This is a genomic window from Lipingzhangella halophila (assembly GCF_014203805.1).
GTDB lineage: Bacteria > Actinomycetota > Actinomycetes > Streptosporangiales > Streptosporangiaceae > Lipingzhangella > Lipingzhangella halophila.
The window spans coordinates 3,935,219-3,957,344 of record NZ_JACHJT010000001.1 but is presented as its reverse complement, the minus strand read 5'-3'; the positions used below and the strand labels follow the sequence as shown (position 1 = coordinate 3,957,344).

The following is a 22,126-nucleotide window of genomic DNA, read 5'->3' as shown; positions in this document are numbered from 1 at the left end:
GGACCGGAGAGGAGCCCTTCACACGCCGGAGTTACGAGCATCTTCGGCCATGCACCGGGTAGCGGGCGCGAGAACGCTACAGCCGCGCGCCGAAACCGCGGCCGCCGTTGAGGGAGAGAGCAGTGCGGACGGAAGTTCGCGTCGTGGTGGTCACCGGGCCAGCGGCGGCAAGCGCCGACGGCCGTGACTTCGGCGCGCGGCTCCTTCAACGGCCGCGCGTCGGCCACGAACGCGCGAACGCGGGTTCCCCAGCGCGCCGCGCTGCTCGGGGCTCTCTGCGTCGCCGGAGCCGCGGGAACGGCCGCCGGCCTGGTTCGTCTCCCCCGCCGTTGATGAGGAGTGCGACGCATGGCTTCGCTTATCGAGGACTACGCGCTGATTGGTGACACCCAGACCGCCGCACTGGTCGGTGCCGACGCCAGTATCGACTGGCTGTGCCTTCCCCGCTTCGATTCCGGCGCCTGCTTCGCCGCCCTGCTCGGCGGGCCCGAGAACGGCCACTGGACGATGGCCCCAGTGGGGGAGCACCGGCTGCACGCGCGGCGCTACCGTCCCGACAGCCTCGTGCTGGAGACCGAGCTAACCAACGACGAGGGGACGATCCGGGTTACCGACTGCATGCCGCTCCGGGACGAGCAAACCGACCTGGTGCGGCGTGTGGAGGGCATCGAGGGCAGAACGCGCGTGCGCTCCGAAGCGTGTGTGCGACTCGACTACGGTTCGATCATTCCGTGGACGCACAAGTACGGCTACCGGCTGCACATGATCGCCGGGCCGGACACCTTCTACCTCGACTCCGACGTCGAATTCCACATCAACGACCCGGCACACCCGATCGCCGAGTTCACCGTGGCGGAGGGGCAGGTCGCGGACTTCCACCTCTCCTGGGTCGCTCCCCGCGCACCCTCGCCGCCCCTCCCGCGCGTTGGCGAGGCCATCGAGCGCACTGACACGTGGTGGCGGGAGTGGGCCAGCCACTGCACATACCGCGGCGACTACCGCGAGGCGGTCGTGCGGGCCCTGATCACGCTGAAAGCCCTCACCTACTCGCCGAGCGGCGGCATCATCGCCGCTCCCACCACCTCCCTGCCCGAACAACTCGGCGGGCAGCGCAACTGGGACTACCGGTACTGCTGGATCCGTGACGCCACGTTCACCCTGCTCGCGCTCCTGGACTCCGGCTACGTGCAGGAAGCGAAGGCATGGCGGGAATGGCTGCTGCGCGCGGTGGCGGGGGAGCCTGAGCAGATGCGAATCGTGCACGGAGTCGAGGGGGAGCGCCGCATTCCCGAGCTTCACCTGGACTGGCTGCCCGGCTACGCCGGCTCGTGGCCGGTGCGGATCGGCAACGACGCCTCCCGCCAGTGGCAGCTCGACGTCTACGGGGAGCTCATGGACGCCCTGCACCACGCCCGCGAGTACGGTATCCCGCCCGACCCGTCGGCGTGGGAGCTGCAGCGCGGCCTGATGGACTTCCTGGAGTCGCGCTGGCGGGAACCCGACAACGGAATCTGGGAGGTGCGCGGGCCCCGGCGCCATTTCACCCATTCCAAGGTGATGGCCTGGACCGCCGTGGACCGGTGTATCAGGGGGGCCACGGAGTTCGGCCTGGAAGGCCCGGTGGAGAGGTGGCGGCAACTGCGACGGGAGATCTTCCGGGACGTGTGCCAGAGGGGCTACAACGCCGAACGCCAGACGTTCACGCACTACTACGGCGCCGCAAAGCCGGACGCGGCGCTGCTGCAGATGAGCACAGTGGGTTTTCTGCCGGCGACCGACGAGCGGATGCGGGGCACGACCGCGGCCATACAGCGGGAGCTGTGTCACGACGGTTTTGTCCACCGCTACCAGATGGACGAACGCACCAGGGAGGTGGACGGCCTGCCGCCGGGTGAGGGCGCGTTTCTGTCCTGCACCTTCTGGCTCGCCGACAACCTCATCCTGCAGGGACGCCGCGAGGAGGGGCGGAAGCTGTTCGAACGCCTCCTTGAGCTTCGCAACGACGTCGGGCTGCTGGCGGAGGAGTACGACCAGTCCGCCCAGCGGATGGCCGGCAACTTTCCCCAGGCACTCTCGCACATCGCCCTGATCAATACCGCGCTCCATCTCCAGCTCCCGGACGGTCCCGTCCAGGAGCGTTCGGAGGGGTGGAAAGGCTGACAGCCGGTGGCCATACGGGACGGTGGACTCCCTGGAAGCCGAGGGGCCTCAGGTGAGGTCGCGTTTTCTTCCGGCCAGGAGTGCGATACCTCCGGTGACTGCGGTGTATCCGATGAGGCAGGCGAAGGCGATCGGGAGGGGGACGGTTCCGCCGAGGTGGGCGACGGTGGTGAGGAGGCCGATGGGGAGGTAGTCGGCGATGCCGAGAGCCATGCCGAGGACTCCTTCGGCGAACTGCCAGGCGATGATGGCGCCGACGGCGACCGCCGGGTGCGGGACGAGGATGCCGACGCCAGCACCGATCGCGCCCAGGAGCGCGCTCGCCGCGGTGACCGCTGCGACGCGAGCAGCCGCTTCACCTATGCTGCCGGCGGGGACGCCCTTCCGATGGCGAGCGGAGTGACCACCGCCTGGGCCACCAGGACGGCCAGGAAGCCGAGCATGGCGGCGATGACGGCGTAGGACGCGAGCTTGGCGACCAGCGCTGGGACACGAGTCGGGACAGCGAGGTAGTCCAGGCCGACCGTGCGTCGCTGGAACTCGTTGCCGACCTGGGCGGCGGCGAAGGCGGCGACCGCGATGCCGGCCACGACGAGCGAGACGTCCATGAAGTCGACGAGGCTGGTGTTGTGCTCGACGGGGTCGAGAGAGAGCGGCGTAGAGCAGGCTCACGGTCCCTGATTGGCGTGCTGCGCAATGACGACGACCTGCCGACGAGGCCACGGCCGGATCTCACAGATCTGGAGGCGTTGATCGACGAGTCCCGCCAGCTCGGGATCCCGGTCACCTTGGAAGTCGTCAACGAAACAGGGCGACGGCCGCCACTGCTCGTCGAGCGCACCATCTACCGGCTCGTCCAGGAGGCGCTGACCAACGTGCACAAGCACGCCGGCGGTGCCCGAACCCGGATCCGGGTCGAGCACACGCCCGACGAGCTGCTGCTCTCGATCACCAACGGACGCGGGACCCAGCCCGTCGAGCAGGCCGGACTCCTCGGAGGCGGACACGGGTTGCTCGGACTCACCGAGCGGATCCGGCTCGTCGGCGGTGAACTCACCGCAGGGCACACACCCGACGGAGGGTTCCAGCTCCTCGCGCGCGTGCCCATCGCGAGACAGGAGACGCCATGACCGGCTCGCTCCGCCCCGGGACCGACCGGATCCGGACCCTGGTCGTCGACGACGAATGGATGGTGCGCTCTATGCTCCACACCACCCTGGATGCCGTTCCCGGCATCGAGGTGGTCGCCGAGGCCGCTGATGGTGCGGAGGCGGTCGGACTCGCTCGCCGGCACCGACCCGACGTCGTCCTCATGGACATCCGCATGCCCCGCATGGACGGGCTCGTCGCCACCGAGGAGCTGGCTCGGCTCGACCAGCCACCACACGTGGTCGTACTGACCACCTTCGACCTCGACGAGTACGTCCACGCCGCGCTCCGCAACGGCGCCGTCGGCTTCCTCCTCAAAGACGCCTCCGCCGAGGAGATGATCTCCGCGGTCCGGAGCGCCGCCCGCGGAGACGCCATGCTCTCCCCGCGCGTCACCCGCCGCCTCCTCGACAAGTTCGCCAACCCCGAGCCGCAGCCGCAACGCGACGCCAGGGCGCGGCTTGAGGCGCTCACCGACAAGGAACGCGAGATCCTCGCCGCGGTCGGAAGCGGGCTGTCCAACCTCGAAATCGCCGCCACTCTCTACATGAGCGAGGCCACCGCCAAGACCCACATCAGCCGCCTCCTCGCCAGACTCCATCTCACCAACCGCGTCCAAGCGGCCATCCTCGCCCACCAAGCCGGGCTCCTCGACTGCTCTCCGGCGGGCCAACCCGCCCATCCCACCCCGTCACCGGCGGCAATGGCATCGCCCCGCTGCTGCCCATGATCGAACGGCTCGCGCAACGCGGTTCGCAGTGGCGGCTGGTCTACCGCGGCCGGTCCCTGCCCGCGATGCCTTTCGCTGAGGAGCTCGCGGCCGCGCACCCGCAACGGGTGACCACCTCCGCCGCGGACCGGGAGCCGCGCCCCGACCTGGCCGCCATACTGCGGGAGGCTCCCGCCGGGACCGCGGTCTATTGCTGCGGCCCCGGCCCCATGATCGACGCGATCGAAGAGCTGATGCCGACAGTGTGCCCCCAGGGCACGCTGCACATCGAGCGGTTCACAGCGAGCCCGCGCACCGACGGTGCGCCGAACACCGCCTTCGACGCCGAGCTCCGCGGCTCGGGTCGGGTTCTGCGGGTCCCGGCCGATCGCGATCTGCTCTCCGTCCTGCGGGAAGCCGATCCGACCCTGGATTCCTCCTGCGAGAACGGAGTGTGCGGGAGCTGCGAAACCCGCGTCCTCGACGGTGTGCCGGACCACCGCGACGACGTCCTGCAACCCGATGAACGAGAACGCACCGACCTCATCTACCCCTGCGTTTCCCGTGCCCGTGGCGCACGCATAGTCCTGGACCTCTGATCCCCGAAAGCGGTCTCGGGCCGGGGAGCGGCGTTTCTAGGGTTTGCGGGCGACTCCGGAGAGGGAGGGGGCGTCGGGCCAGGACCCCACCTCCGGGGAGTCGGGGCGCCACTGGGGGCAGGGGACCAGGCCGGGGTCGATGATCTCGAGGCCGTCGAAGAGGGCCGTGATCCATTCGGGGCTGCGGTGCCGGTAGGGCAGTGGCGCGTTGGTGTTGTACTCCTCTAGGGCGGCCATGATGCCGGGGTCGGTGTCGACGCCGTCCCACATCGCCAGGTAGCTGCCGCTGGGCAGGGCATCCAGGAGGGTGCGGACGATGCGGGGGACTTCGTCGGCGTCGATGTGGCCGAGGACGCCCATCAGGACGAGGGCGATCGGCTGGTCGAAGTCGAGGTGCTCGCGGGCCGTGGCGATGATCGTCTCGGGGGCGCGGATGTCGGCGTGGATGTAGTCGGTCTTGCCTTCGGGGGTGCCGACCAGCAGGGCGTGGGCGTGGGCCAGGACCAGGGGGTCGTTGTCGACGTAGACGATGTGGGACTCCGGTGCGTGGGCCTGGGCCACCTCGTGGGTGTTGTTGGCTGTGGGCATGCCGGTGCCCAGGTCGAGGAATTGGCGGATGCCGGCGTCGCGGACGAGGTGGGTGACCGCGCGCATGAGGAATCCGCGGCCTTGGCGGGCGAAGGCGGGCACGTGGGGGAAGTGCTGCAGGAACTGGTCGCCGGCTTCGCGGTCGGCGGCGTAGTGGTCCTTGCCGCCCAGCCAGTAGTTCCAGACGCGGGCGGAGTGGGGGACGGAGGTGTCGATGGAGGTGGGGGCGGAGCCGCGCTCGGGTTCCGAGGAGGGGGTGTCGGCGTTCATCTGTCCTTCTCAGCAGGGGAGGGGCTGACGAGTCGAGAGTGGGGTGGCTGGTTCCCCGGGGATCTCCGGATCCCGGTGAACGGTGTTTCCAGAGAGTCACCTTACGGCGTCGAAACAGTGGTTGGTACAGCGGAACCGATGTCGGGGACCGCGGTTCCGCCGCAGCACCCGGCGCTCTGCGAGCGCGGCCGCGATAGGCGCCTGGAACATCCCCTGCGACTACCACCGACCGCACAGCGGAGCAGGTGGCCGACCGCCCGCAGCACGTCTCCGGACCGGTGCCGCGAACGTCCTGCCCCGCAGCAGCGCTGTTGGGAACGCCCGTCCTTGGCGCGGACGCCATGTACGCGCTCGCGTCCACCCTTGGGCCGCTGGGCATCGTGGCGGTGCTGAGCTCCCGCGCCCGTTGGTCACGGTCGGCCTCGCGCGCTTCTCCCTCCAGGGGCGACGGGTTCCTTCCGCCGCGCCCGGGAGATTCTGGGCTCTCACGGGGCTCGGGCAAGCCGTGGCTACTCAGCTGTGGCCGCACACCAGTACTGCAGCTGTGCTTCCGCGTGGGTGACGTAGGTGAGACCGGTAAAGCCGTGCCCGCCGCCGAATTCGATCTCCGCCAGCGGAGGGGTGCCCATCTGGTACAGGTCGCGGGTGAGTTCCACCCCCTCGGAGTCAGTCACGATGATCAGGACCCCGTTGCCGTCCGGAGCGCCGGAGGTGTAGCTCACCTCCAGTGCCAACTCCCCGAACTCGGCGCCCACCGCGCCCGCGATCCCGTCCTCCGTGGACCTCATCGGGCCGTCTTCGCGCTCGACCGTGAATTCCTCGCGCTCTTCACCCGCCGACTGCCCGGCAACGGGGCGATAGAACGCACTGCAGGTGATGGCGGCCGGGTACTCGGCTTCCTCTTCCTCGTCGGACGCGGCGGGCGAGCCGCACCCGGACAGCAGCGCTCCCGCGGCGATCAGTGTCGCCATTGCTTTGCTACGACTCTCGGCCGTTCCCATGTTCGGTGTAGACGCGCGGCCGGTGGCCGGCGTTCCAGAGCCGTTTCCGAAAGAGCACCCCGACGCCTTTTCCGCGAGCCCGGCGGCGTTTACCGGTGGGATCGCCGCCGCGGAGGTCTCCCCGCCCCTGACGAGGTAGGACGCTGTGTCAGTGGGCGCGAAGGTGCTGTGTCAGGTGCGTGTCAGATCGACCGGTGACTGTGGTCGCATGACAAGTTCAGCGATCGCGGCTTCGGGGCTGCGGAAGAAATACGGGGACAAGACCGTGCTTGACGGCATCGATGTGGATGTCCGTACGGGGACGGTTTTCTCGCTGCTCGGCCCGAACGGGGCGGGCAAAACGACGATGGTGAACGTGCTGACCACGTTGCTGAAGGCCGACGGGGGGACGGTGCACGTCGCCGGGCACGACATCGCGACTGAGCCCAAGGCGGTGCGCGCGGTGATCGGGGTCACCGGTCAGTTCGCGGCGGTGGATGAGCTGCTGACGGGGCTGGAGAACCTGCGGTTGATGGTGGACCTGAACCGGGCGACCTCCGGCGACGGCAAGCGGATCGTCACCGAGCTGCTGGAACGCTTCGATCTGGTGGAGTCGGCGCAGAAGCCCGTGTCGACCTATTCCGGAGGCATGCGCCGGAAGCTGGATCTGGCCATGACGCTGGTCGGCGACCCGCGGATCATTTTCCTGGACGAGCCGACGACGGGACTGGACCCGCGCAGCCGTCGCACCATGTGGGACATCATTCGCGGTTTGGTGGCCGATGGCGTCACCATCTTCCTCACCACCCAGTACCTCGAGGAGGCGGACCAGCTCGCCGACCGGATCGCGGTGCTCGACCAGGGCCGCCTGGTGGCCCAGGGCACTGCTGACGAGCTCAAGCGCCAGATCCCCGGCACCCACGTCCGGCTCCGGTTCACCACCGCCGCCGAACTCGACGCGGCCGCGCGGATCTTCGCCGACTCCACGCGCGACGACGAGGCACTGACCCTGCGGGTTCCCGGCGATGGCGGGACGGAATCGCTGCGGGCTCTGCTGGACAGGCTCGACGAGTACTCACTCAGCGCCGAAGAGTTCTCCGTGCGGAAACCCGAGCTCGACGACGTTTTCCTCGCCCTGACGGGCCACGCCGCGGAGGTGGACGCGAAATGAGTGCCAAGCCCCATTCGATGGTGATGTTGCGCCGCAACTTGAAACACATCGCCCGGAATCCGATGGCGGTGTTCAACTCGGTCATGATGCCGATCGTGGTCATGTTCATGTTCGTGTACATGATGGGAGGCGCTTTCGACGTCGGTGTCGACTACGTCGACTACGCGACACCGGGACTGATGCTGCTGGCCGTCTGCTACGGGCTGGGAGGTACCGCGACAGCGGTGAACTCCGACATGACGAAGGGCATCATCAACCGGTTCAAGGTCATGGACGTCTCCCGTGGTGCGGTGTTGACCGGGCACGTCGTCACCAGTGTGCTGACCAACCTGGTCGCCATCGCGGCGCTCGTCGGGGTGGCCTTCCTGATGGGGTTCCGCCCGTCGGCGAGTCTCCTCGACTGGTTCGGCGTGGTCGGCATGGTCGTGCTGATCGGTTTCGCGGCCGGCTGGCTCACGATCGCCTTGGGATTGGCGGCGAAGTCTCCGGAAACGGCGGGTATGGCCGCTGTGCCGCTGGTCATGCTGCCGTTCTTCAGCAGCGCGATCGTACCGGCGGAGATGATGGGGCCGGGCCTCCGGCAGTTCGCGGAGTACCAGCCCCTCACGCCGCTCATCGAAACCGTGCGCGGGTTGCTCAACGGCGCGCCGGACACCGGCGACACGGTCGCCGCCCTCGCCTGGTGCGCCGGCATCTCCCTCGTCGGATACCTGTGGGCGTCCGCCACGTTCAACAAGCGAGCGTGACCGCGACCAGCTGACTCCAGTCCGTCTCCGTGCCCTCCCGAGCCGCCTCCGCGAACCGCGCGTCGCCGAGGCGGCTCCGCGCGGACTGCTCGATCCGGGCCACATCCGGGTGGGAACGGTCGGTCAGTCCGCACACGCCGGCGCTTGCCGCCAGCAGCCGCGCAGCCTGGTCGGGCTGGTCGCGGCGTAGCGCCAGGTCCGCGACCCCGACGAGTATCTGCGCGGTCAGGGGCGCGATCCCCGCCTCGGACGCCGCCTGGCAGGCCGTCGCGTGATGCGTATGGGCCTCGCCGAGATCGTCGGCAAGGTAGCCGAGCAGGTGGTGGATGACCGCGCGGATGGTCGTGATCTCCGCGTCGTCGCCCAGCATGGTCGTCGCGACATCGAGTTGCCGGTAGGCCTCCTCGGGGTTCCCTGCCCAATGGGCGAGTTCCGCCTTCGCCAGGGGCAGCTCGGCCAGCGCATTCGGCCAGGTCACCCGTTCCGCGCACTGCTGCGCCTCGGCCAGAGCGGCCGCGCTCGACTCCTCGTCGCCCAGCAGCCAGTACAGCTGGGCCTGTCGCGACCGCATGCTGATGACATCCTCGATGGCACCGATTTCGGTGACGATCGCGATCGCCTGTTCGTAGTACTCGCACGCACCCGCGAACTCGCCGCGCATGGCGATGCGGTCCGCCAGCGTGGTCAGGGCGAAGGAGATCCCGTACCGTTCGCCGAGCGTTCGGAACTCGGCGAGCGCCATCTCAAGGTACGCGTCCGCATCCCGCGCGCCCTGGCCGAGCATGATCCGCATCTTGCCGAGGTGCAGCCGGGCCATTGCCCGTACCCAGGGGTCATCGTTGTCCAACAATGGTTCCCACGCGGGCAGGAACGCGTCCGGCTCCTGCAACATGCGTTCCAGCGGGACGACCAACCCCAGCAGCGGGTTGCCGTGCTGACCGCGCTGGCTGAGCCGGTATGCCTGGTGGATCCACTCCTCTGCGTTGTGGGCGTCGCTCCGGCCGGAGGTCATGAAATTCGCGACAAGGAAGTACACCGTGGCCCGGATCCCGTCGGTCACCTCGCCGGGCGTTTCGGCGGCCGCGGTGACCAGCTCGAAGCCTTCGGCCCTGTGCCCGCCGAACCACCAGTACCAGCCGGCGGCCGCCGCGAGCCGCATCGCCCCTTGCGCCTCGCCGGCAGCGATCGCGCCACGCATCGCGGCACTGATGTTGTCGTGCTCGCGTTCGAGCCTGGCGAGCCATTCCAGTTGTTCGGCGCGGCGAAGCTGCGGCTCCGCGGTCTCGGTGAGTTCGGTGAAGTAGGCGAGATGCGCCTGGCGCGCCAGGTCCGATTCCCCCGCCTCCGCGAGGCGGTGCGCGGCGTACTCCTTGATCGTGCCGAGCATCCGGTAGCGCGGTGCGCTGTCGCCCCCGGCGACCAGCAGCGACTTCTCGGCCAGCGCGGTGAGCAACTCGAGTACCTGCTCCCGCTCGACCGCGTCGCCGGCGCAGACCCGCTCGGCCGCTTCCAGGCTCGCCCCGCCCGAGAAGACCGAGAGCCTGCGTAGGACCATCCGTTCGGCGTCGGTGAGCAACTCCCAGCTCCAGTCGACCATCGCGCGCAGCGTTCTGTGCCGCGGCAGCGCGGTACGGCTACCGCCGGTCAGCAGGCGGAACCGGTCGTCGAGCCGGTTGGCGAGCTGATCGACGGACATGGTGCGCAACCTGGCCGCCGCCAGTTCGATCGCCAGCGGCATCCCGTCCAGTGCCCGGCAGATGCGCATCATCGTCGACAATGTGGGAGCGTCGGCCGCGAGATCGCTGCGCACCGCGCTCGCCCGGTCCCGCAGCAACCGGACGGCCGGCGCGGACGCGGTCTCGCCGGGGCCGGCGTCCCTCTCCGGCAGGGCCAGCGGCTCGACCGGCCACAGTGCCTCGCCGGTGATACCGAGCGGCTCTCTGCTCGTCGCCAGAACCCGCAGCCGCCGGCACTCCCCGAGCACGCGGTGGGCGAACGCCGCCGCCGACTCGATCACGTGCTCGCAGTTGTCCAGAACCAGCAGCGCTTCCCGCTCGCGCATCGCGGCGATCAGCCGGTCCATCGGCTCCGCGTTCGGTGTCTCACCGAGCAGCGCGTCCCGGAGACCGAGCGCGTCGAGCGTCGCCTGAGCCACGTCACCGTCGGTGCCGATGGCGGCGAGCTCCACCAGCCAGGCCCCGTCCGGCATGTCACCGAGCAGTGTGCGCGCGGTTTCCGTGGCCAGCCTGGTCTTCCCGGAGCCACCAGGGCCGATCAGGGTGGCGAGCCGATGTTCCCCGATGAGCTTGCCGACCGCGGCGACATCAGTGTCTTTGCCGACGAAGCTGGTCAGCTCGGCGCGCAGGTTGGTCTTCCGGCTTTCCTCCTGCGGCCCCAACTCCCCACGCAGCAGCGCAACGTGCAGCGCGGACAGTTCCGGTGCGGGGTCGGCGCCCAACGCGTCGGCCAGGGCTTCTCTCGTGCGCTGGTACACGGCCAGGGCTTCGGCGTTCCGGCCGGCCGAGCTGAGGGCACGCATCAGCGCGGCGACAAGCCGTTCCCGTACCGGGTGGGCGGCCACCACGTCGGTCAGCTCGGTGACCAACTCCGCACCGTGACCGAGGCGGATCTCTGCTTCGAACCGGTCCTCCATGGCAGCCAGGCGCACCTCTTCGAGCCGGGTGACCGCCGCGTCAAACGCCGCGCTGCCCTGCAGAGCGACGTCCTGCATGGCCGCACCGCGCCACAATGCGAGGGCCTCGCGCAGCAGCCGTGCCCGCCGCGAATCCGCACCACCACGTGCCTGACCGAGGAGGCGTTCGAACCGCACGGCGTCGACGGCATCGGGGTCCACCGCCAACCGATACCCGCCAGCCTGCCCCTCGACCGACCCGTCCGGCAGCGCCCTCCGCAGCCGGGAAACCAAGCGTTGCAAGGCATTCGCCGCCTCGGAGGGCGGGTGCTCCCCCCAGATCCAGTCGATCAGCGTCGCCTTCGGAACTACGCGACCGGGCTCGAGCGCGAGGGCGATCAACAGCCCACGCAACCGGGCGCCCGGCACGTCCGCCAAGGCGCCGTCGTCCATGCGGACCTCGAACGGCCCAAGCATCCCGATCTGCATCCAGGCAATTCTGTCAGGGTTGGTCGGTAGGACCGCAGGTTCTGTTGGGAAGTCCTGTGGGAGCTGGCGCCAGGTGCCTCCGGTGGTGGCCACGAAGATGATCGCGGCCACCACCCGGCCGGGCCCCGGGTAACCGCCCCTCCGGGTGAAGGGGCGGTCTACCGCGGGGCGGGAGACCGTACAAGAGCGGGGTTCGTACGGTCCACGGGCTCCACGGGATGGTCCGCGGTACTGGCGGGCCCGGTCTCAGCGCTCTTACCAGAGTTCGTCCACGATGGTCTTGGCGTCCTCGACCATGGTCCCGTAGCGGTCGGGGTAGGCCGAGCGCTGTACGCCCTGGGTGACCTCGCCGATCGGGTCGTCCTTCCAGCTCTCGTCGGGGTAAAGGTTCTCCATCTCGTCGAGGAAGGCGTTGGTGGCCCACTCGGCGTTGGCCCGGTCGGGAGGTGAGCCCCAGTGGCCGCGCTGCTGGAACAGGCCGAGGCTGTCGTGGTCCACCTCGATGTTGATGTTCTGCAGGTGGGTCTCGACGATGGCCGTTGTGATGGCGGCGTCCGCGGCGTGTTGGTCCATGCCGCGTTCCTGCACGGCCTCGATCACGGCGCGGGCGCAGGAGACGCGGTAATCGTCCATCTGCCCCTCCATGTCGGCCTCCAGTATGCCGTTGAGCCGGTCGGCCATCGCCTGGTCCTCCTTGGTGGGACCGCCGTCCATACACGGGTTCACCGAGTACCGGGTCGTTCCAGCATCGGCGGGGGCGGCACCGATGATCGCGAGCGCCGCGCTCAGTGGCAGCGCGGCTGCGGTGATGAGGGTTTTGTGCAGCTTTCGCACGGATCTGTCCTCCAGATGAGAGGGGAAGGGGTGCGGCCGGGGGTGGCGTCCGCAACGTGCTCCGGGAAGGATCGGCCAGCGGTTCTCGCCGGAGCGGTGCTGGCCCGCACCGTTGTGGTACGCGGGGGACGCCGGCGGCGAACGGGGGTCTTCGCGTCGGTGGTGCGGCTGGGAGCCAGGGGAGGCCCCGCGCCGCTCACCGTCCGTTTCACTCGCCACGGCGGTTCCCGGCCGTTCCCGGCACTGGCTGTCACCGGGACGGGCGTAGTGGAGATGACCCCGTTCGCGTGGGCGGTGCGGCCTCGTTGCTGCACCCGCCGCCTGCGCCCGCGGCCACGCCGCCCGGGGTGTTGTGTTTCCCCGAGTCGGCGATTCCGGACACTGTAACCGAGACGTTATCGGGTTCGCTTGGGCGCTACCGGGCTCCGCCGCAGGCCACAGGGCGGACACCTCCGGGCGGCCGCAGGGGTGGGGGCGGCGCCAGGCGGGCGTCGGTATCCGGTACGAGTGCGGCGTTCCGGGCTGCGTGCCGTGCGGCCCGCACCCTCGTCCGCGCTCCTGCGTTCGGCTCCGCCCCGGAGGATTGAACGCCGGTTCTATGGCATATTTCTCATTTGAGAATGTTTGCCCGTATAACGGGCCCCTTCCGGCTACCGGCGGCTGTCCCCGGCGGCCATTCCTCCGCGCCCGACGGCGGTCCCGCCGCGGAGCTTCTCCGCATGCTCCGGCTGGGGGCCTGGCGCCGTGCGCGTGCCGTTCGCGCGTGCCTCGAGGAGATCGGTGACGTCCGCGAGCGCCATCTCGACGCGTCCGTAGACCCGCGGGTTGAGTAAGGTCGTGCCGTCGAAGTCTCCTGCTGACGCGAAGACCGCGACGGGCGCGGTCATCGCCTGGAAGAATCCGAAGAGCGGGCGCATGGCGTGCTCCAGGACGAGCGCATGGTGCTCGCCGCCACCGGTGGCGGCCAGGAACACGGGCTTGTTGGCCAGGGCGTACTGGTCGACGAGGTCGAAGAAGTGCTTGAACATTCCGGTGTAGGAGCCGCGGAACACCGGTGTGGCCGCGATCAGCAGATCAGCGTGCTCGGCCGCGCGGAGCGCGTCTTCGACGCCGGTGGCGACGCCCTCGCGTTCGAGGGCGCCGGTGAACTCCGGTCCCAGGCGGTAGACGTCGACGCGCCGGGTCTCGACGTGCCACGTCCCGGAGCCGAGCATCTCGCCCAGGGTCGTCACGACAACATCGACGAGCCCCATGGTCTTGGACTTCTCGCTTGGGCTGCCGTTGACGACAACGATCCGGAAGGGGGTTCCGGAAGCGCCCGTCGGGGGAGCGGTGGCGGTGCTCATGCTGTCACCTCCGGTGCGGCGGTGGTCTCGCGGCGGACGACGGGCGCGACCTCGGTGCCGAGCCGCTCGATCCCCTGGAGCAGCTCCTTCTGCGGCATGCCGCCGAAACCCATGTGGACCAGGGCGCGGTTCAGCCCGTACAGCTCGTGGTAGGCGAGGAGCTTATCGATCATCTCCTGCGGGCTGCCGACGAGGAGCCCGGCCGCCGGTGACGTCTGGGCGTCGAAGGCGGTCCGGGGCATCCGGAAGCCGCGGCCCCGCTGGTGGTTGTTGTCCATCATGCCTCGGGCGAAATAGGGGTACATGGTGTCCCGCGCGTGCTGGCTGGTCCGGCCGACGTACCCGTGCGCGGTGAGGCCGATCGGCAGCGCATCCGCCCGGTGCCCGGCCTCGTCCGCGGCGGACCGGTAGAGGTCGACGGTCTGCTCGTGGTACGTGATCGGGCCCACCAGCAGGGCCAACGTCATGGGCAGGCCGAGCTGGCCGGCGCGGACCGCCGAGGCCGGCGTGCCGCCGACGCCGACCCAGATCGGCAGAGTGCCGCCGTCGGCCCGTGGTGCGATGTCGGCGCCGACCAGAGGAGGCCGGAATCGCCCGGACCAGGTGAGCGGGTTCTGCTCGCGGATCTTGAGCAGCAGGTCGAGCTTCTCCTGGAACAGGTCGGCGTAGTCCGCCAGGTCGTAGCCGAACAGCGGGAAAGACTCGGTGTAGGAGCCGCGCCCCGCGATGATCTCGGCGCGGCCGCCCGAGATGAGGTCGATCGTGGCGAACTGTTCCCAGACACGTACCGGGTCCTCGGAGCTGAGAACGGTGACCCCGCTGGTCAACCGGATGTCCTTCGTCGCCTGCGCGGCCGCGGCGAGCACGATGGACGGCGCCGAGCCGACGAAGTCGGTGCGGTGGTGCTCGCCGACGCCGAACACGTCGAGGCCCGCCTGATCGGCGACTTCCGCCATCTCGATCGTCTCCCGCATCCGCTGCCGCGGGGTGGGCGGTTTCCCGGTGGCCGGGTCCTCGGTGATCTCCCCGAACGTCAGGACCCCGATCTCGAATGTCATGTCTGCTCCCTCTTTTTCCGGATGTTGGGGATGCTTCCTCGCGGCCGGCTGCGGGCCACGACCGCGAAAACTGTCTGCGCAAGCAAATTATTTCTGGATGATTCCGGCCGCTCGCGCGGCCGGATCGGCGGCGGCTCTTCTTCGGGCGGTTGGCCGGCGACCCGCGTGACCCGGTCCGTGTCTGGGTGCGGCTCGCCCGGAGGGCGAAGGCACGGCCTCGTGGGTCCTCGCCTGCGTCGGCGCCTGCTCAGCGGGCGCGGGTTCGCCGGGCCGCGGCCGGGCCGCGTCGGCGAGTCGGGTCCGGCCGATCCTGGATGCCGCCCGGCGCCGTCGGTTTGCGGCTGCGGCGGGACGAGGGCCGCGCACCAGGGATCGTGTGCGCCACGCCACATTGGCGGCAGGAAATTATCTGCGCAGACAGTTAGTTACGCCGGGCATGACCAACACAACCGCGCTTGAGCGCGCCCAGCCAGTCATCGACGACCCGACCGCCGACCGCCTGTTCCGCGCTGCCCGCACCACCATGGAGTGGGCCGACGCGGAGGTGCCGGACGAGCGCATCCAGGCCGCGTGGGACCTGACCAAGTTCGGTCCCACGGCCATGAACTGCCTGCCGATGCGCATGGCGGTGGTGCGCACGCCGGAGGCCAAGGCCCGCCTGATCCCGCACATGGCCGAGGCCAACCAGGCCAAGGTGGAGGCCGCTCCGCTCTCCCTGGTGCTGGCGGGCGATCCGAGCTTCCACGAGCACATGCCCACGACCTTCCCGGTGGTCCCCGACATGAAGGACCAGCTCGACCCCGTCGAGGACGTGCGTGGCGAGATGGCCCGGACGAACGCCCTGCTCCAGGCCGGTTACCTGATCATCGCCCTCCGCTCGGTGGGCCTGGCCGCCGGTCCCATGAACGGCATGGACTTCCAGGGCGTGGACGGCGAGTTCTTCGCGGACTCGGGCTTCAAGTCCTTCCTCGTGGTCAACACCGGTGTGGCCGAGGGTGCGGGTACCCCGTTCCCGCGCCTCCCGCGCCTGGACCTGCACCAGGTCGCCCAGGTCCTCTGACCCGCCCGCACCTGCACAGGTGTTCTGCGACGACCGCATTCGTGGCCGGCTCCACCGTCCCCGGCGGCCTTCGCGGCGAGGCCTGCGGCCGTACGGAAGATCTGTCCGCGCAGCTAATCCACACCTGGTGCCGACTGGACGGCCCCGGGAGGCGTCAGGCGCCGTCGCCTTCCTCGGGGTCGACCTGGCCAGCTTCGTTACCGGCACCGCCCTGCTGGTGGACGGCGGCACCACGGCGAAGCCCTGACCGTCCATGACGCCCGCACCGACGTGCCGTGCGGCACGCGCCCGCCCCGACACGACCGGTTCGACAGGGGCCGGTCCACACCGATGAGAGGAGACCGGCCATGCCCGTCCGCACCTTCCCCGGCCTGCCCTACGACTACGCGGCCCGGGAGCCGCATATCAGCGCCCGGATCATGAAGCCGCACCGCGACAAGCACCACGCCGCCCACGGGGCCGGCGCCAACGCCGTGGCGCAGAAGGAGGTACGCACGCCATGACGGACTACGGACACGAGCTGCAATTCGGGACCTTCATCACCCCGGTGAACACCGACCCGCACCGGCCGGTCCGGCTGGCCCGGGTCGCCGAGCGCGCGGGGCTGGATATCGTGACCTTCCAGGACCATCCCTACCAGGCGGCGTTCCACGACACCTGGACGCTGATGACCTGGATCGCCGCGGCCACCGAGCACATCACGGTGGCCGGCAGTGTCCTCAACCTGCCGCTGCGGCAGCCCGCGGTACTGGCCCGCTCCGCGGCGAGCCTGGACCTGCTCTCGGGTGGCCGGTTCACGATGCCCCTGGGCGCGGGAGCGTTCTGGGACGCCATCGCAGCCATGGGCGGCCCGCGGCGCACACCCGGGGAGGCGATCGAAGCCCTCGGCGAGGCGCTGCAGATTGTGCGCGGCCTCTGGGACACGTCCACCCCGAGACCCCTGCGTGTGGCCGGAAAGCACTACCAGGTCTCCGGCGCCAAGCGCGGCCCGGCGCCCGCCCACGACATCCCCGTCTGGCTCGGCCTCTACAAACCGCGCGGCCTGCGCCTCGTGGGACGCGAGGCCGACGGCTGGCTGGTGAGCACGGGGTACCTCCAGGACGGAGAGCCCGGACCCAGCAACGCGATCATCGACGAGGCGGCCGAGGAGGCGGGGCGCGACCCGGCCGAGATCCGGCGGGTGATCACGGTGGGCGGCTCCCTGCGACCGGTGAGCAGCGGGTACCTGCAGGGCCCGGCGGACCAGTGGGTCGAGGAACTCACGGCTCTCGCGCTCCAGGGCGGCGCCGGGACCATCATCACGATGAGCGACGAACCCGACTTCATCCGGACGTTCGGCGAGGAGATCGCGCCCGCCGTGCGCGAGGCTGTCGCCGCCGAACGGAGCTCGGGATGAGCGACGAACCCGCGACGACGCGGCGCGGCGCCCGGGCCCTGGCCCGGCGCCGCGAAGGGATCGACTACGACGGTATCCCGGCGAACCTGGCCGAGCGCGCCGTCGAGCCGGGGGACCGGAGGTACGACGCGGTGCGGCACAACTACCTGCGCTCCGGATCGCCGGGGCTGGTGCTGTACCCGCGCGACCGCGACGAGGTCGCCGAGGCGCTCGCCTTCGCGCGCGGCCAGGATGTTCCGCTCGGCGTCCGGTCCGGTGGCCACGGCATCTCGGGGCGGTCCACGAACGACGGTGGCATCGTGCTGGACCTCAAGACATTCGACGGCGTCGACGTGCTCGACAACGAGGCAGGGCTCGTCCGGCTGGGCGCCGGTGCCATGTGGCGCACGGTGGCCGAGGAACTGGTGCCGCACGGCCTGGCGGTCACCTCGGGCGACAACGGAGCCGTGGGCGTCGGCGGCCTGGCCACCACGGGCGGCATGGGGCTGCTCGGGCGGTCGCAGGGCCTGACGATCGACCGGGTCCGCGCTTATCACGTCGTGACAGCCGAGGGCAGGCCGTTGCGAGCGTCGGCCGACGAGAACCCCGACCTGTTCTGGGGCCTGCGCGGCGCGGGTGGGAACCTCGCCGTGGTGACCTCGGTGGAGCTCGAGGCCGGCCGGCTGGGAGACGTGATCTTCTCCCAGATGGTGCTCGACGCGTCGGACGCGGCGGGACTGCTGGAGCGGTGGGGCGCGGCCGTGGAAGCGGCGCCACGTGCGCTCACGTCGTTCCTGTACCTGTCCGCACGCCAACGGGCGCCGCTGGCACAGCTCCTGACGATATGGGCGGGCGACGACCAGGACGCCGCCGTGGCAGCGCTGGATTCCCTGGCCGGATCAGGGCCGCTGCTCGGGCACCAGGCTGTTCAGGTTCCGTATTCGCAGGTCATGCCATACAGCGACGCCCAGCGTTTCGGTGGTGGCGACCCCGCGGCGCGCTCGGGTCTGGTCACGCACCTGGACGGCGGCGTCTCGCGGGCCGTCGCGGACCTGGTTCGGTCGGGCGAGACGTCCGTACTGGCGGTGCGCGCGTACGGCGGGGCGGCGCACGACGTCGCGCACGACGCCACCGCGTACGCCCACCGGCACCAGCACTTCTCGCTCGGTGCGCTGGGCGTGTCTCAGACGCGGCTGAACGAAGCGTGGGACGCCGGGATCTCCGCGCTGACGGATGGGCTGTACCTGCCGTTCGACAAGGACACCCGGCCCGAGCGTGTGCGGGAGGCCTTCCCCGGTGGGACGTTCGCACGGGTGAGCCGGCTCAAGCGGGAGTACGACCCGGAGAACGCCTTCTCGGCGAACTTTCCGATCCCGCCGGCCTGACCGTGAGACGCACCGAGGCAGCCGGGAGAGAGCCCAAGCGCCCTTGAGGAGAACGGCCCGGCAGAGTGGCGTTGCAGTGCCTCGCCCTCGGCCTGACCAGCACCACCGGACACACGGCGGAGACGCGCCGTGACGAGAACACGCGCTTCGGCATCGCCGTCGACAACACCGCGCTGGAGCCGCCCATGCCGGGAAGCATCGAAGCCGTCTCCGCCAATGCCGGCCTCGGGCTCAGCATCGCCGATCTTCACCGGGCGCGCACGGAGGCCCGCGGCAGCGCCGACTCTGCTCCGGTCCCCGACCGCATCCGGATGCGAAGCGCCTACTTGCACACCCCCGTCCTCGACGCGTTCGGCGGCATCCACAGCACCCCGGTCTCCACCGTGGCCGAAGACCCCGAAAACATGTGAGACAGGCCAGCGGCCGGGGCGGTCGGCTCTGAGCGGCTCCGGACCCACCCCTCTCCGTCCCGGGGCCGCTCCCGGGGCGGTGTTCACCAGGGCCCGCGGTGGGCAGCCGCGGCGGGGCGACTGCCGCTTCGCGCGACCGTCCTGTTCGCCCAGCGCCGCGCTCCGGAAGAGGCCGGGCCAGGACCGTCTTGCGTTACGATCTCGATGGCGTGTTCAGCCCGGCCGGTGGCCGATTCCGCTGATCCGGCCTCCCGCGGTACCGAGGCGGGAGTGCCCTCTCTACGGACCTGTGAGATCGGCGAGAGCCATGGAAGCAGACCCAGCACCGCGCGTCCGTGCCGCCGCTCGCGGCGCTTTCCGCGTCGACCTCTTCGCCGTTGTTGTCCTGGCGCCGCTCGCTGTGCTCAACCGTGTTGCCGACTCTCCGTGGTGGCTGCTTTCCGGGGCCGCGCTGACCTCGGTCCTCATCGTGGCGCTCGGCTGGCGGTACCCGCGGACCGCGGTGCTCGCGGCCTTCGCGCTCGCGATGTGGAGCCCCGGGGCCGGACTGGTCGCCGCCCTCATCGGTTTCCGTGCGGGGCAGTGGGGCGTCCGGGCCTTTCCCCGGATGGCCGCGGCCGGGACGGTGGTGGCGGCCGCGGGGCTTGTCCTGTCGTGGATGGAGCCGTCCGTCGCACTCGACGCGGTCGTCTTCGCTCCGCTGTTCGTGGTACTCCCGTGGGCCGCCGGCCACTACTGGCGGCAGCTACAGGAGCTGAGGAGCCGGGAGAGGCGCGGGCTGATCGAGCGGGAGCGGCTGCGCGAGCGTGAGCGTATCGCCCATGACATGCATGACTCGCTCGGCCACGAAATCGGGCTCATGGCGCTACGCGCGGGTGCCCTGGAGGTGTCGCCGCGTCTGGAGGACCGGGATGTGCGCGAGGCGGCCGGGGAACTGCGCGCCGGTGCCGCCGCGGCTACCGAACGGCTGCGCGAGGTCATCGGCGTCCTGCGGCCGGGCTCGGACACGGAGGGCTCCTCCGCCTCCCGCATGAGCGTTTCCCAGCTCGTCGAGCGCGCGAAAGACTCCGGCATGCCGGTGACACTGCGGCTGACCGGCGAGACCACGGCCGCGCCGGACATGGTCGAGCGCACCGTTCGCCGCATCGTCCAGGAGGCTCTGACCAACGCCGCCAAACACGCTGCGGGAATGCCGGTCGAGGTGCACGTCGAGCGCGCGGAGTCCGAGACGGCCGTGACCGTCACCAACAGGGTGCCGTTCAACGATCAGCGTCCCGGGAGCGCCAGTGACGGCCTGGGGCTCGCAGGACTGCGGGAGCGGGTCCGACTGGCCGGGGGGACGTTCTCGGCCGCGCCTCTGGACGGCGGATTCGAGGTCAGCGCCCGGCTGCCGCATGCCGCGGCGGCTCGGCAGCCGGAGGACACCGCCGCGGAGGCCCGCGGCGCTCCGCTGCCGCCGCATCTCGCCGAGGACGCACGGCGGCAACTGCGCCGCGACTTCGCCCGTACCATGGTGACCCTGGCGGCGTGCGCCGCAACCGCGGGCACTCTGAGCGCGTACTACGGCTGGTGAGGCAGTGCCGCCCGCCGCGACCGGCTCCGCCGGAGGAACCCGGCGCGCACCGCGACCGTTGCCAGGTTGAACACGACCCCAGCGAGGGCCCACACTCCCAGAGCGGGCCAGGCGAACCATATCCAGAGGAGACTCGCGTCCGCGCCGTTCGCGGCCGCCAGCGCGATAAACCCGCAGACGAGCGCGAAGGGAAGCATCCGGGGAGACAGGCGCGCCGTGAGCCGCAGGGTAGACCGGCCGCTGAGACGCTCGGCCCACTCAGGAGCCCTGACGAGCCGGCGGGTGCCAAGCGCCGCGGTCAGCACGGTGAGCGCCGCCAGCACGTAGTCGGAGATCGCGTTGACGGGCACTGACTCCTCCGGAGCCTTCCCCTCGACAATGTCGATGACCCCCTCGGCGATCGGGTAGGCGGTCTCAAGGGGCAGCGTGAAGCTGTTGTTCAACACCGCTACCGCGTATTCGCGGTCGTGATAGATGCCCTGGTAGGCGCTGTAGCTCAACTGGGTTCCCCCATGGGACATGCGGGGGCGGTCACTGCCGTCGGGCGTGCCGTCCCGCCAGCCCAGCGCGTACTCGCCCGCAGGATCGGAGGGGGTCAGCATCGCGTCGATCGTCGCGGCGGAGACGAACGGCTCTCCCTCGGCGGTGCGGCCTCCGGAGGTGTAGGGCGCGAGCCAGCGGGCCATGTCAGCGGCGGTGGAGACAACACTGCCCGCGCCGACCACAAAATCCGCGGGTTCTTGTCGCGCGACGGCCGTGCCGTAGGCCGATGTGTGCCCGCTCTGCAGGCCGTCGGTCTCGCTGACAGCCCGGCCGGCGTTCTCGAACGTCGTACTGTCCTCCATGCCAAGGGGGGAGAAGACGGCATCATCCAGGTACGCGCCGAACGGTTCACCGGAGACGGATTCGATCATCCGGGCCAGCATCCAGTAGTTGCCGTTGAAGTACTGGAACCGTGTCCCGGGCTCGGCGGTAAGCTCCATGGATTCCAGAATCGCGACGGCCTCCTTCAGCGATCCCTTCGCCTGCCGGTCCGGGCTGACCAGCCCCGAGGAGGACATGCCCGATGTTTGGTCGAGGAGCTGGCGTACGGTGATCCGCTCTGCGCGCCGGTCCGCGGGGTCGAACTCCGGCAGGTAGTCCCGCACCGGGTCGTCCAGCTCTACCTCGCCTTCCTCCACCATGCGCATGACCCCCATCGCGGTCATCGACTTGGACAGCGAGGCGAGCATCATGGGCGTGTCGGCGGTGACCGCGCCGCCGCTGGAGTCGTGTCCGTACCCTTTCGTGTACAGGATCTCGCCGTCGCGGAGCAGAGCCACCGACACACCAGCGAGCCCTTGGGTGTCGATGTAGTCCTCGACGAAGCCGTCGATCTCCCCGGTAGCGACAGGACGCTCCCGCTTATCGGCCCCCGCGGCCGGCCCCGCCATCGCGCACCCCAGTAGAAGCGTGGTCAGCAGACTGGCCCCCGCTCCGCGTATCCAACGTGTCATGCCGGAGAACCTACGTAGCGGGCATCGCGTGGACATCGGGTGGCCGTTGGGGTCAGGGGGTGACTTTCGGACGAGCCGTGAGCGGCCGGACCGGCG

General features: G+C 70.2%; 22 protein-coding genes. 13 read left to right on the top strand and 9 right to left on the bottom strand.

Annotated elements, in window-relative coordinates:
- The first annotated feature begins 348 nt into the window (after positions 1–348).
- Positions 349–2,160, top strand: coding sequence for a glycoside hydrolase family 15 protein (locus F4561_RS18320; protein WP_184580627.1), 1,812 nt, complete (start codon positions 349–351; stop codon positions 2,158–2,160).
- A 48-nt stretch (positions 2,161–2,208) separates the two neighbouring features.
- Here the strand turns inward: F4561_RS18320 and F4561_RS18315 are convergent, their stop codons facing one another.
- Together F4561_RS18315 and F4561_RS18310 are read right to left on the bottom strand one after the other, a co-directional pair.
- The gene (locus F4561_RS18315) at positions 2,209–2,373 is read right to left on the bottom strand and encodes a hypothetical protein (RefSeq protein ID WP_184580626.1); all 165 of its coding nucleotides are present in this window, start codon (positions 2,371–2,373) and stop codon (positions 2,209–2,211) included.
- A 146-nt stretch (positions 2,374–2,519) separates the two neighbouring features.
- On the bottom strand, positions 2,520–2,768 hold the full coding sequence (locus tag F4561_RS18310; RefSeq protein WP_184580625.1) for a hypothetical protein: 249 nt from the start codon (positions 2,766–2,768) through the stop codon (positions 2,520–2,522).
- A 78-nt stretch (positions 2,769–2,846) separates the two neighbouring features.
- Here F4561_RS18310 and F4561_RS18305 point away from each other — a divergent pair, with 78 nt between their 5' ends.
- The 3 genes from F4561_RS18305 to F4561_RS18295 are packed head-to-tail and all read left to right on the top strand — an operon-like array spanning position 2,847 to position 4,617.
- Positions 2,847–3,290: a sensor histidine kinase gene (locus F4561_RS18305; protein WP_184580624.1), complete on the top strand. Its 444-nt coding sequence runs from the start codon at positions 2,847–2,849 to the stop codon at positions 3,288–3,290.
- Positions 3,287–4,039 (top strand): response regulator, encoded by a 753-nt coding sequence (locus tag F4561_RS18300; RefSeq protein ID WP_184580623.1) that lies wholly within the window; start codon positions 3,287–3,289, stop codon positions 4,037–4,039. The genes F4561_RS18305 and F4561_RS18300 overlap by 4 nt, the downstream gene beginning before the upstream one ends.
- Positions 4,036–4,617 (top strand): flavin reductase family protein, encoded by a 582-nt coding sequence (locus F4561_RS18295; RefSeq protein WP_184580622.1) that lies wholly within the window; start codon positions 4,036–4,038, stop codon positions 4,615–4,617. Before F4561_RS18300 ends, F4561_RS18295 begins: the two co-directional genes overlap by 4 nt.
- Before the next feature lie 36 nt (positions 4,618–4,653).
- Here the strand turns inward: F4561_RS18295 and F4561_RS18290 are convergent, their stop codons facing one another.
- Together F4561_RS18290 and F4561_RS18285 are read right to left on the bottom strand one after the other, a co-directional pair.
- On the bottom strand, positions 4,654–5,475 hold the full coding sequence (locus F4561_RS18290; RefSeq protein WP_184580621.1) for an SAM-dependent methyltransferase: 822 nt from the start codon (positions 5,473–5,475) through the stop codon (positions 4,654–4,656).
- A 509-nt stretch (positions 5,476–5,984) separates the two neighbouring features.
- On the bottom strand, positions 5,985–6,446 hold the full coding sequence (locus F4561_RS18285) for a hypothetical protein (protein WP_184580620.1): 462 nt from the start codon (positions 6,444–6,446) through the stop codon (positions 5,985–5,987).
- Between the two features lie 238 nt (positions 6,447–6,684).
- Here F4561_RS18285 and F4561_RS18280 point away from each other — a divergent pair, with 238 nt between their 5' ends.
- Entirely contained in the window at positions 6,685–7,626 is a 942-nt protein-coding gene (locus F4561_RS18280) for an ATP-binding cassette domain-containing protein (RefSeq protein ID WP_184580619.1), read from the top strand.
- A complete protein-coding gene (locus F4561_RS18275) occupies positions 7,623–8,372 on the top strand; it encodes an ABC transporter permease (protein ID WP_184580618.1) in 750 nt (249 codons plus the stop codon). Before F4561_RS18280 ends, F4561_RS18275 begins: the two co-directional genes overlap by 4 nt.
- On the opposite strand, the gene F4561_RS18270 is transcribed toward F4561_RS18275, so the two are convergent.
- The 4 genes from F4561_RS18270 to F4561_RS18255 all read right to left on the bottom strand — a co-directional run bounded on the left by F4561_RS18270 (position 8,356) and on the right by F4561_RS18255 (position 14,731).
- Positions 8,356–11,493 carry an ATP-binding protein gene (locus F4561_RS18270; protein ID WP_184580617.1) on the bottom strand — a complete coding sequence of 1,046 codons (3,138 nt, stop codon included), beginning with the start codon at positions 11,491–11,493 and terminating at the stop codon, positions 8,356–8,358. The genes F4561_RS18275 and F4561_RS18270 overlap by 17 nt on opposite strands.
- A 255-nt stretch (positions 11,494–11,748) precedes the next feature.
- Positions 11,749–12,327, bottom strand: a complete 579-nt coding sequence (locus tag F4561_RS18265; RefSeq protein WP_184580616.1) for a hypothetical protein — start codon at positions 12,325–12,327, stop codon at positions 11,749–11,751.
- A 650-nt stretch (positions 12,328–12,977) separates the two neighbouring features.
- Positions 12,978–13,673 (bottom strand): NAD(P)H-dependent oxidoreductase, encoded by a 696-nt coding sequence (locus F4561_RS18260; protein WP_184580615.1) that lies wholly within the window; start codon positions 13,671–13,673, stop codon positions 12,978–12,980.
- Positions 13,670–14,731, bottom strand: a complete 1,062-nt coding sequence (locus F4561_RS18255) for an LLM class flavin-dependent oxidoreductase (RefSeq protein WP_184580614.1) — start codon at positions 14,729–14,731, stop codon at positions 13,670–13,672. The genes F4561_RS18260 and F4561_RS18255 overlap by 4 nt, the downstream gene beginning before the upstream one ends.
- Before the next feature lie 436 nt (positions 14,732–15,167).
- Between F4561_RS18255 and F4561_RS18250 the strand changes: the two genes are divergently transcribed.
- The 7 genes from F4561_RS18250 to F4561_RS18220 all read left to right on the top strand — a co-directional run bounded on the left by F4561_RS18250 (position 15,168) and on the right by F4561_RS18220 (position 20,534).
- Entirely contained in the window at positions 15,168–15,791 is a 624-nt protein-coding gene (locus F4561_RS18250) for a malonic semialdehyde reductase (RefSeq protein ID WP_184580613.1), read from the top strand.
- 127 nt (positions 15,792–15,918) lie between these two features.
- Positions 15,919–16,038 carry an SDR family oxidoreductase gene (locus tag F4561_RS18245; protein ID WP_221445535.1) on the top strand — a complete coding sequence of 40 codons (120 nt, stop codon included), beginning with the start codon at positions 15,919–15,921 and terminating at the stop codon, positions 16,036–16,038.
- Positions 16,039–16,138: 100 nt separating this feature from the next.
- Entirely contained in the window at positions 16,139–16,294 is a 156-nt protein-coding gene (locus F4561_RS18240; protein ID WP_184580612.1) for a hypothetical protein, read from the top strand.
- Positions 16,291–17,187 (top strand): LLM class flavin-dependent oxidoreductase, encoded by an 897-nt coding sequence (locus F4561_RS33755; RefSeq protein WP_184580611.1) that lies wholly within the window; start codon positions 16,291–16,293, stop codon positions 17,185–17,187. Before F4561_RS18240 ends, F4561_RS33755 begins: the two co-directional genes overlap by 4 nt.
- Positions 17,184–18,551: an FAD-binding oxidoreductase gene (locus F4561_RS33750; RefSeq protein ID WP_184580610.1), complete on the top strand. Its 1,368-nt coding sequence runs from the start codon at positions 17,184–17,186 to the stop codon at positions 18,549–18,551. Before F4561_RS33755 ends, F4561_RS33750 begins: the two co-directional genes overlap by 4 nt.
- A gap of 65 nt (positions 18,552–18,616) precedes the next feature.
- Positions 18,617–18,961 carry a TraB/GumN family protein gene (locus F4561_RS18225; protein WP_184580609.1) on the top strand — a complete coding sequence of 115 codons (345 nt, stop codon included), beginning with the start codon at positions 18,617–18,619 and terminating at the stop codon, positions 18,959–18,961.
- Positions 18,962–19,268: 307 nt separating this feature from the next.
- Positions 19,269–20,534, top strand: coding sequence for a sensor histidine kinase (locus F4561_RS18220; protein ID WP_184580608.1), 1,266 nt, complete (start codon positions 19,269–19,271; stop codon positions 20,532–20,534).
- Here F4561_RS18220 and F4561_RS18215 read toward each other — a convergent pair.
- Positions 20,522–22,030, bottom strand: coding sequence for a serine hydrolase domain-containing protein (locus F4561_RS18215; protein ID WP_184580607.1), 1,509 nt, complete (start codon positions 22,028–22,030; stop codon positions 20,522–20,524). The genes F4561_RS18220 and F4561_RS18215 overlap by 13 nt on opposite strands.
- Positions 22,031–22,126: the final 96 nt, after the last annotated feature.

Coding starts and splice junctions, on each gene's coding strand:
- F4561_RS18320 (WP_184580627.1), top strand. CDS start 349: ATGGCTTCGCTTATCGAGGACTACGCGCTGATTGGTGACACCCAGACC.
- F4561_RS18315 (WP_184580626.1), bottom strand. CDS start 2,373: ATGGCTCTCGGCATCGCCGACTACCTCCCCATCGGCCTCCTCACCACC.
- F4561_RS18310 (WP_184580625.1), bottom strand. CDS start 2,768: ATGGACGTCTCGCTCGTCGTGGCCGGCATCGCGGTCGCCGCCTTCGCC.
- F4561_RS18300 (WP_184580623.1), top strand. CDS start 3,287: ATGACCGGCTCGCTCCGCCCCGGGACCGACCGGATCCGGACCCTGGTC.
- F4561_RS18295 (WP_184580622.1), top strand. CDS start 4,036: ATGATCGAACGGCTCGCGCAACGCGGTTCGCAGTGGCGGCTGGTCTAC.
- F4561_RS18290 (WP_184580621.1), bottom strand. CDS start 5,475: ATGAACGCCGACACCCCCTCCTCGGAACCCGAGCGCGGCTCCGCCCCC.
- F4561_RS18285 (WP_184580620.1), bottom strand. CDS start 6,446: ATGGCGACACTGATCGCCGCGGGAGCGCTGCTGTCCGGGTGCGGCTCG.
- F4561_RS18280 (WP_184580619.1), top strand. CDS start 6,685: ATGACAAGTTCAGCGATCGCGGCTTCGGGGCTGCGGAAGAAATACGGG.
- F4561_RS18275 (WP_184580618.1), top strand. CDS start 7,623: ATGAGTGCCAAGCCCCATTCGATGGTGATGTTGCGCCGCAACTTGAAA.
- F4561_RS18270 (WP_184580617.1), bottom strand. CDS start 11,493: ATGCAGATCGGGATGCTTGGGCCGTTCGAGGTCCGCATGGACGACGGC.
- F4561_RS18260 (WP_184580615.1), bottom strand. CDS start 13,673: ATGAGCACCGCCACCGCTCCCCCGACGGGCGCTTCCGGAACCCCCTTC.
- F4561_RS18255 (WP_184580614.1), bottom strand. CDS start 14,731: ATGACATTCGAGATCGGGGTCCTGACGTTCGGGGAGATCACCGAGGAC.
- F4561_RS18250 (WP_184580613.1), top strand. CDS start 15,168: ATGACCAACACAACCGCGCTTGAGCGCGCCCAGCCAGTCATCGACGAC.
- F4561_RS18240 (WP_184580612.1), top strand. CDS start 16,139: ATGCCCGTCCGCACCTTCCCCGGCCTGCCCTACGACTACGCGGCCCGG.
- F4561_RS33755 (WP_184580611.1), top strand. CDS start 16,291: ATGACGGACTACGGACACGAGCTGCAATTCGGGACCTTCATCACCCCG.
- F4561_RS33750 (WP_184580610.1), top strand. CDS start 17,184: ATGAGCGACGAACCCGCGACGACGCGGCGCGGCGCCCGGGCCCTGGCC.
- F4561_RS18220 (WP_184580608.1), top strand. CDS start 19,269: ATGGAAGCAGACCCAGCACCGCGCGTCCGTGCCGCCGCTCGCGGCGCT.
- F4561_RS18215 (WP_184580607.1), bottom strand. CDS start 22,030: ATGACACGTTGGATACGCGGAGCGGGGGCCAGTCTGCTGACCACGCTT.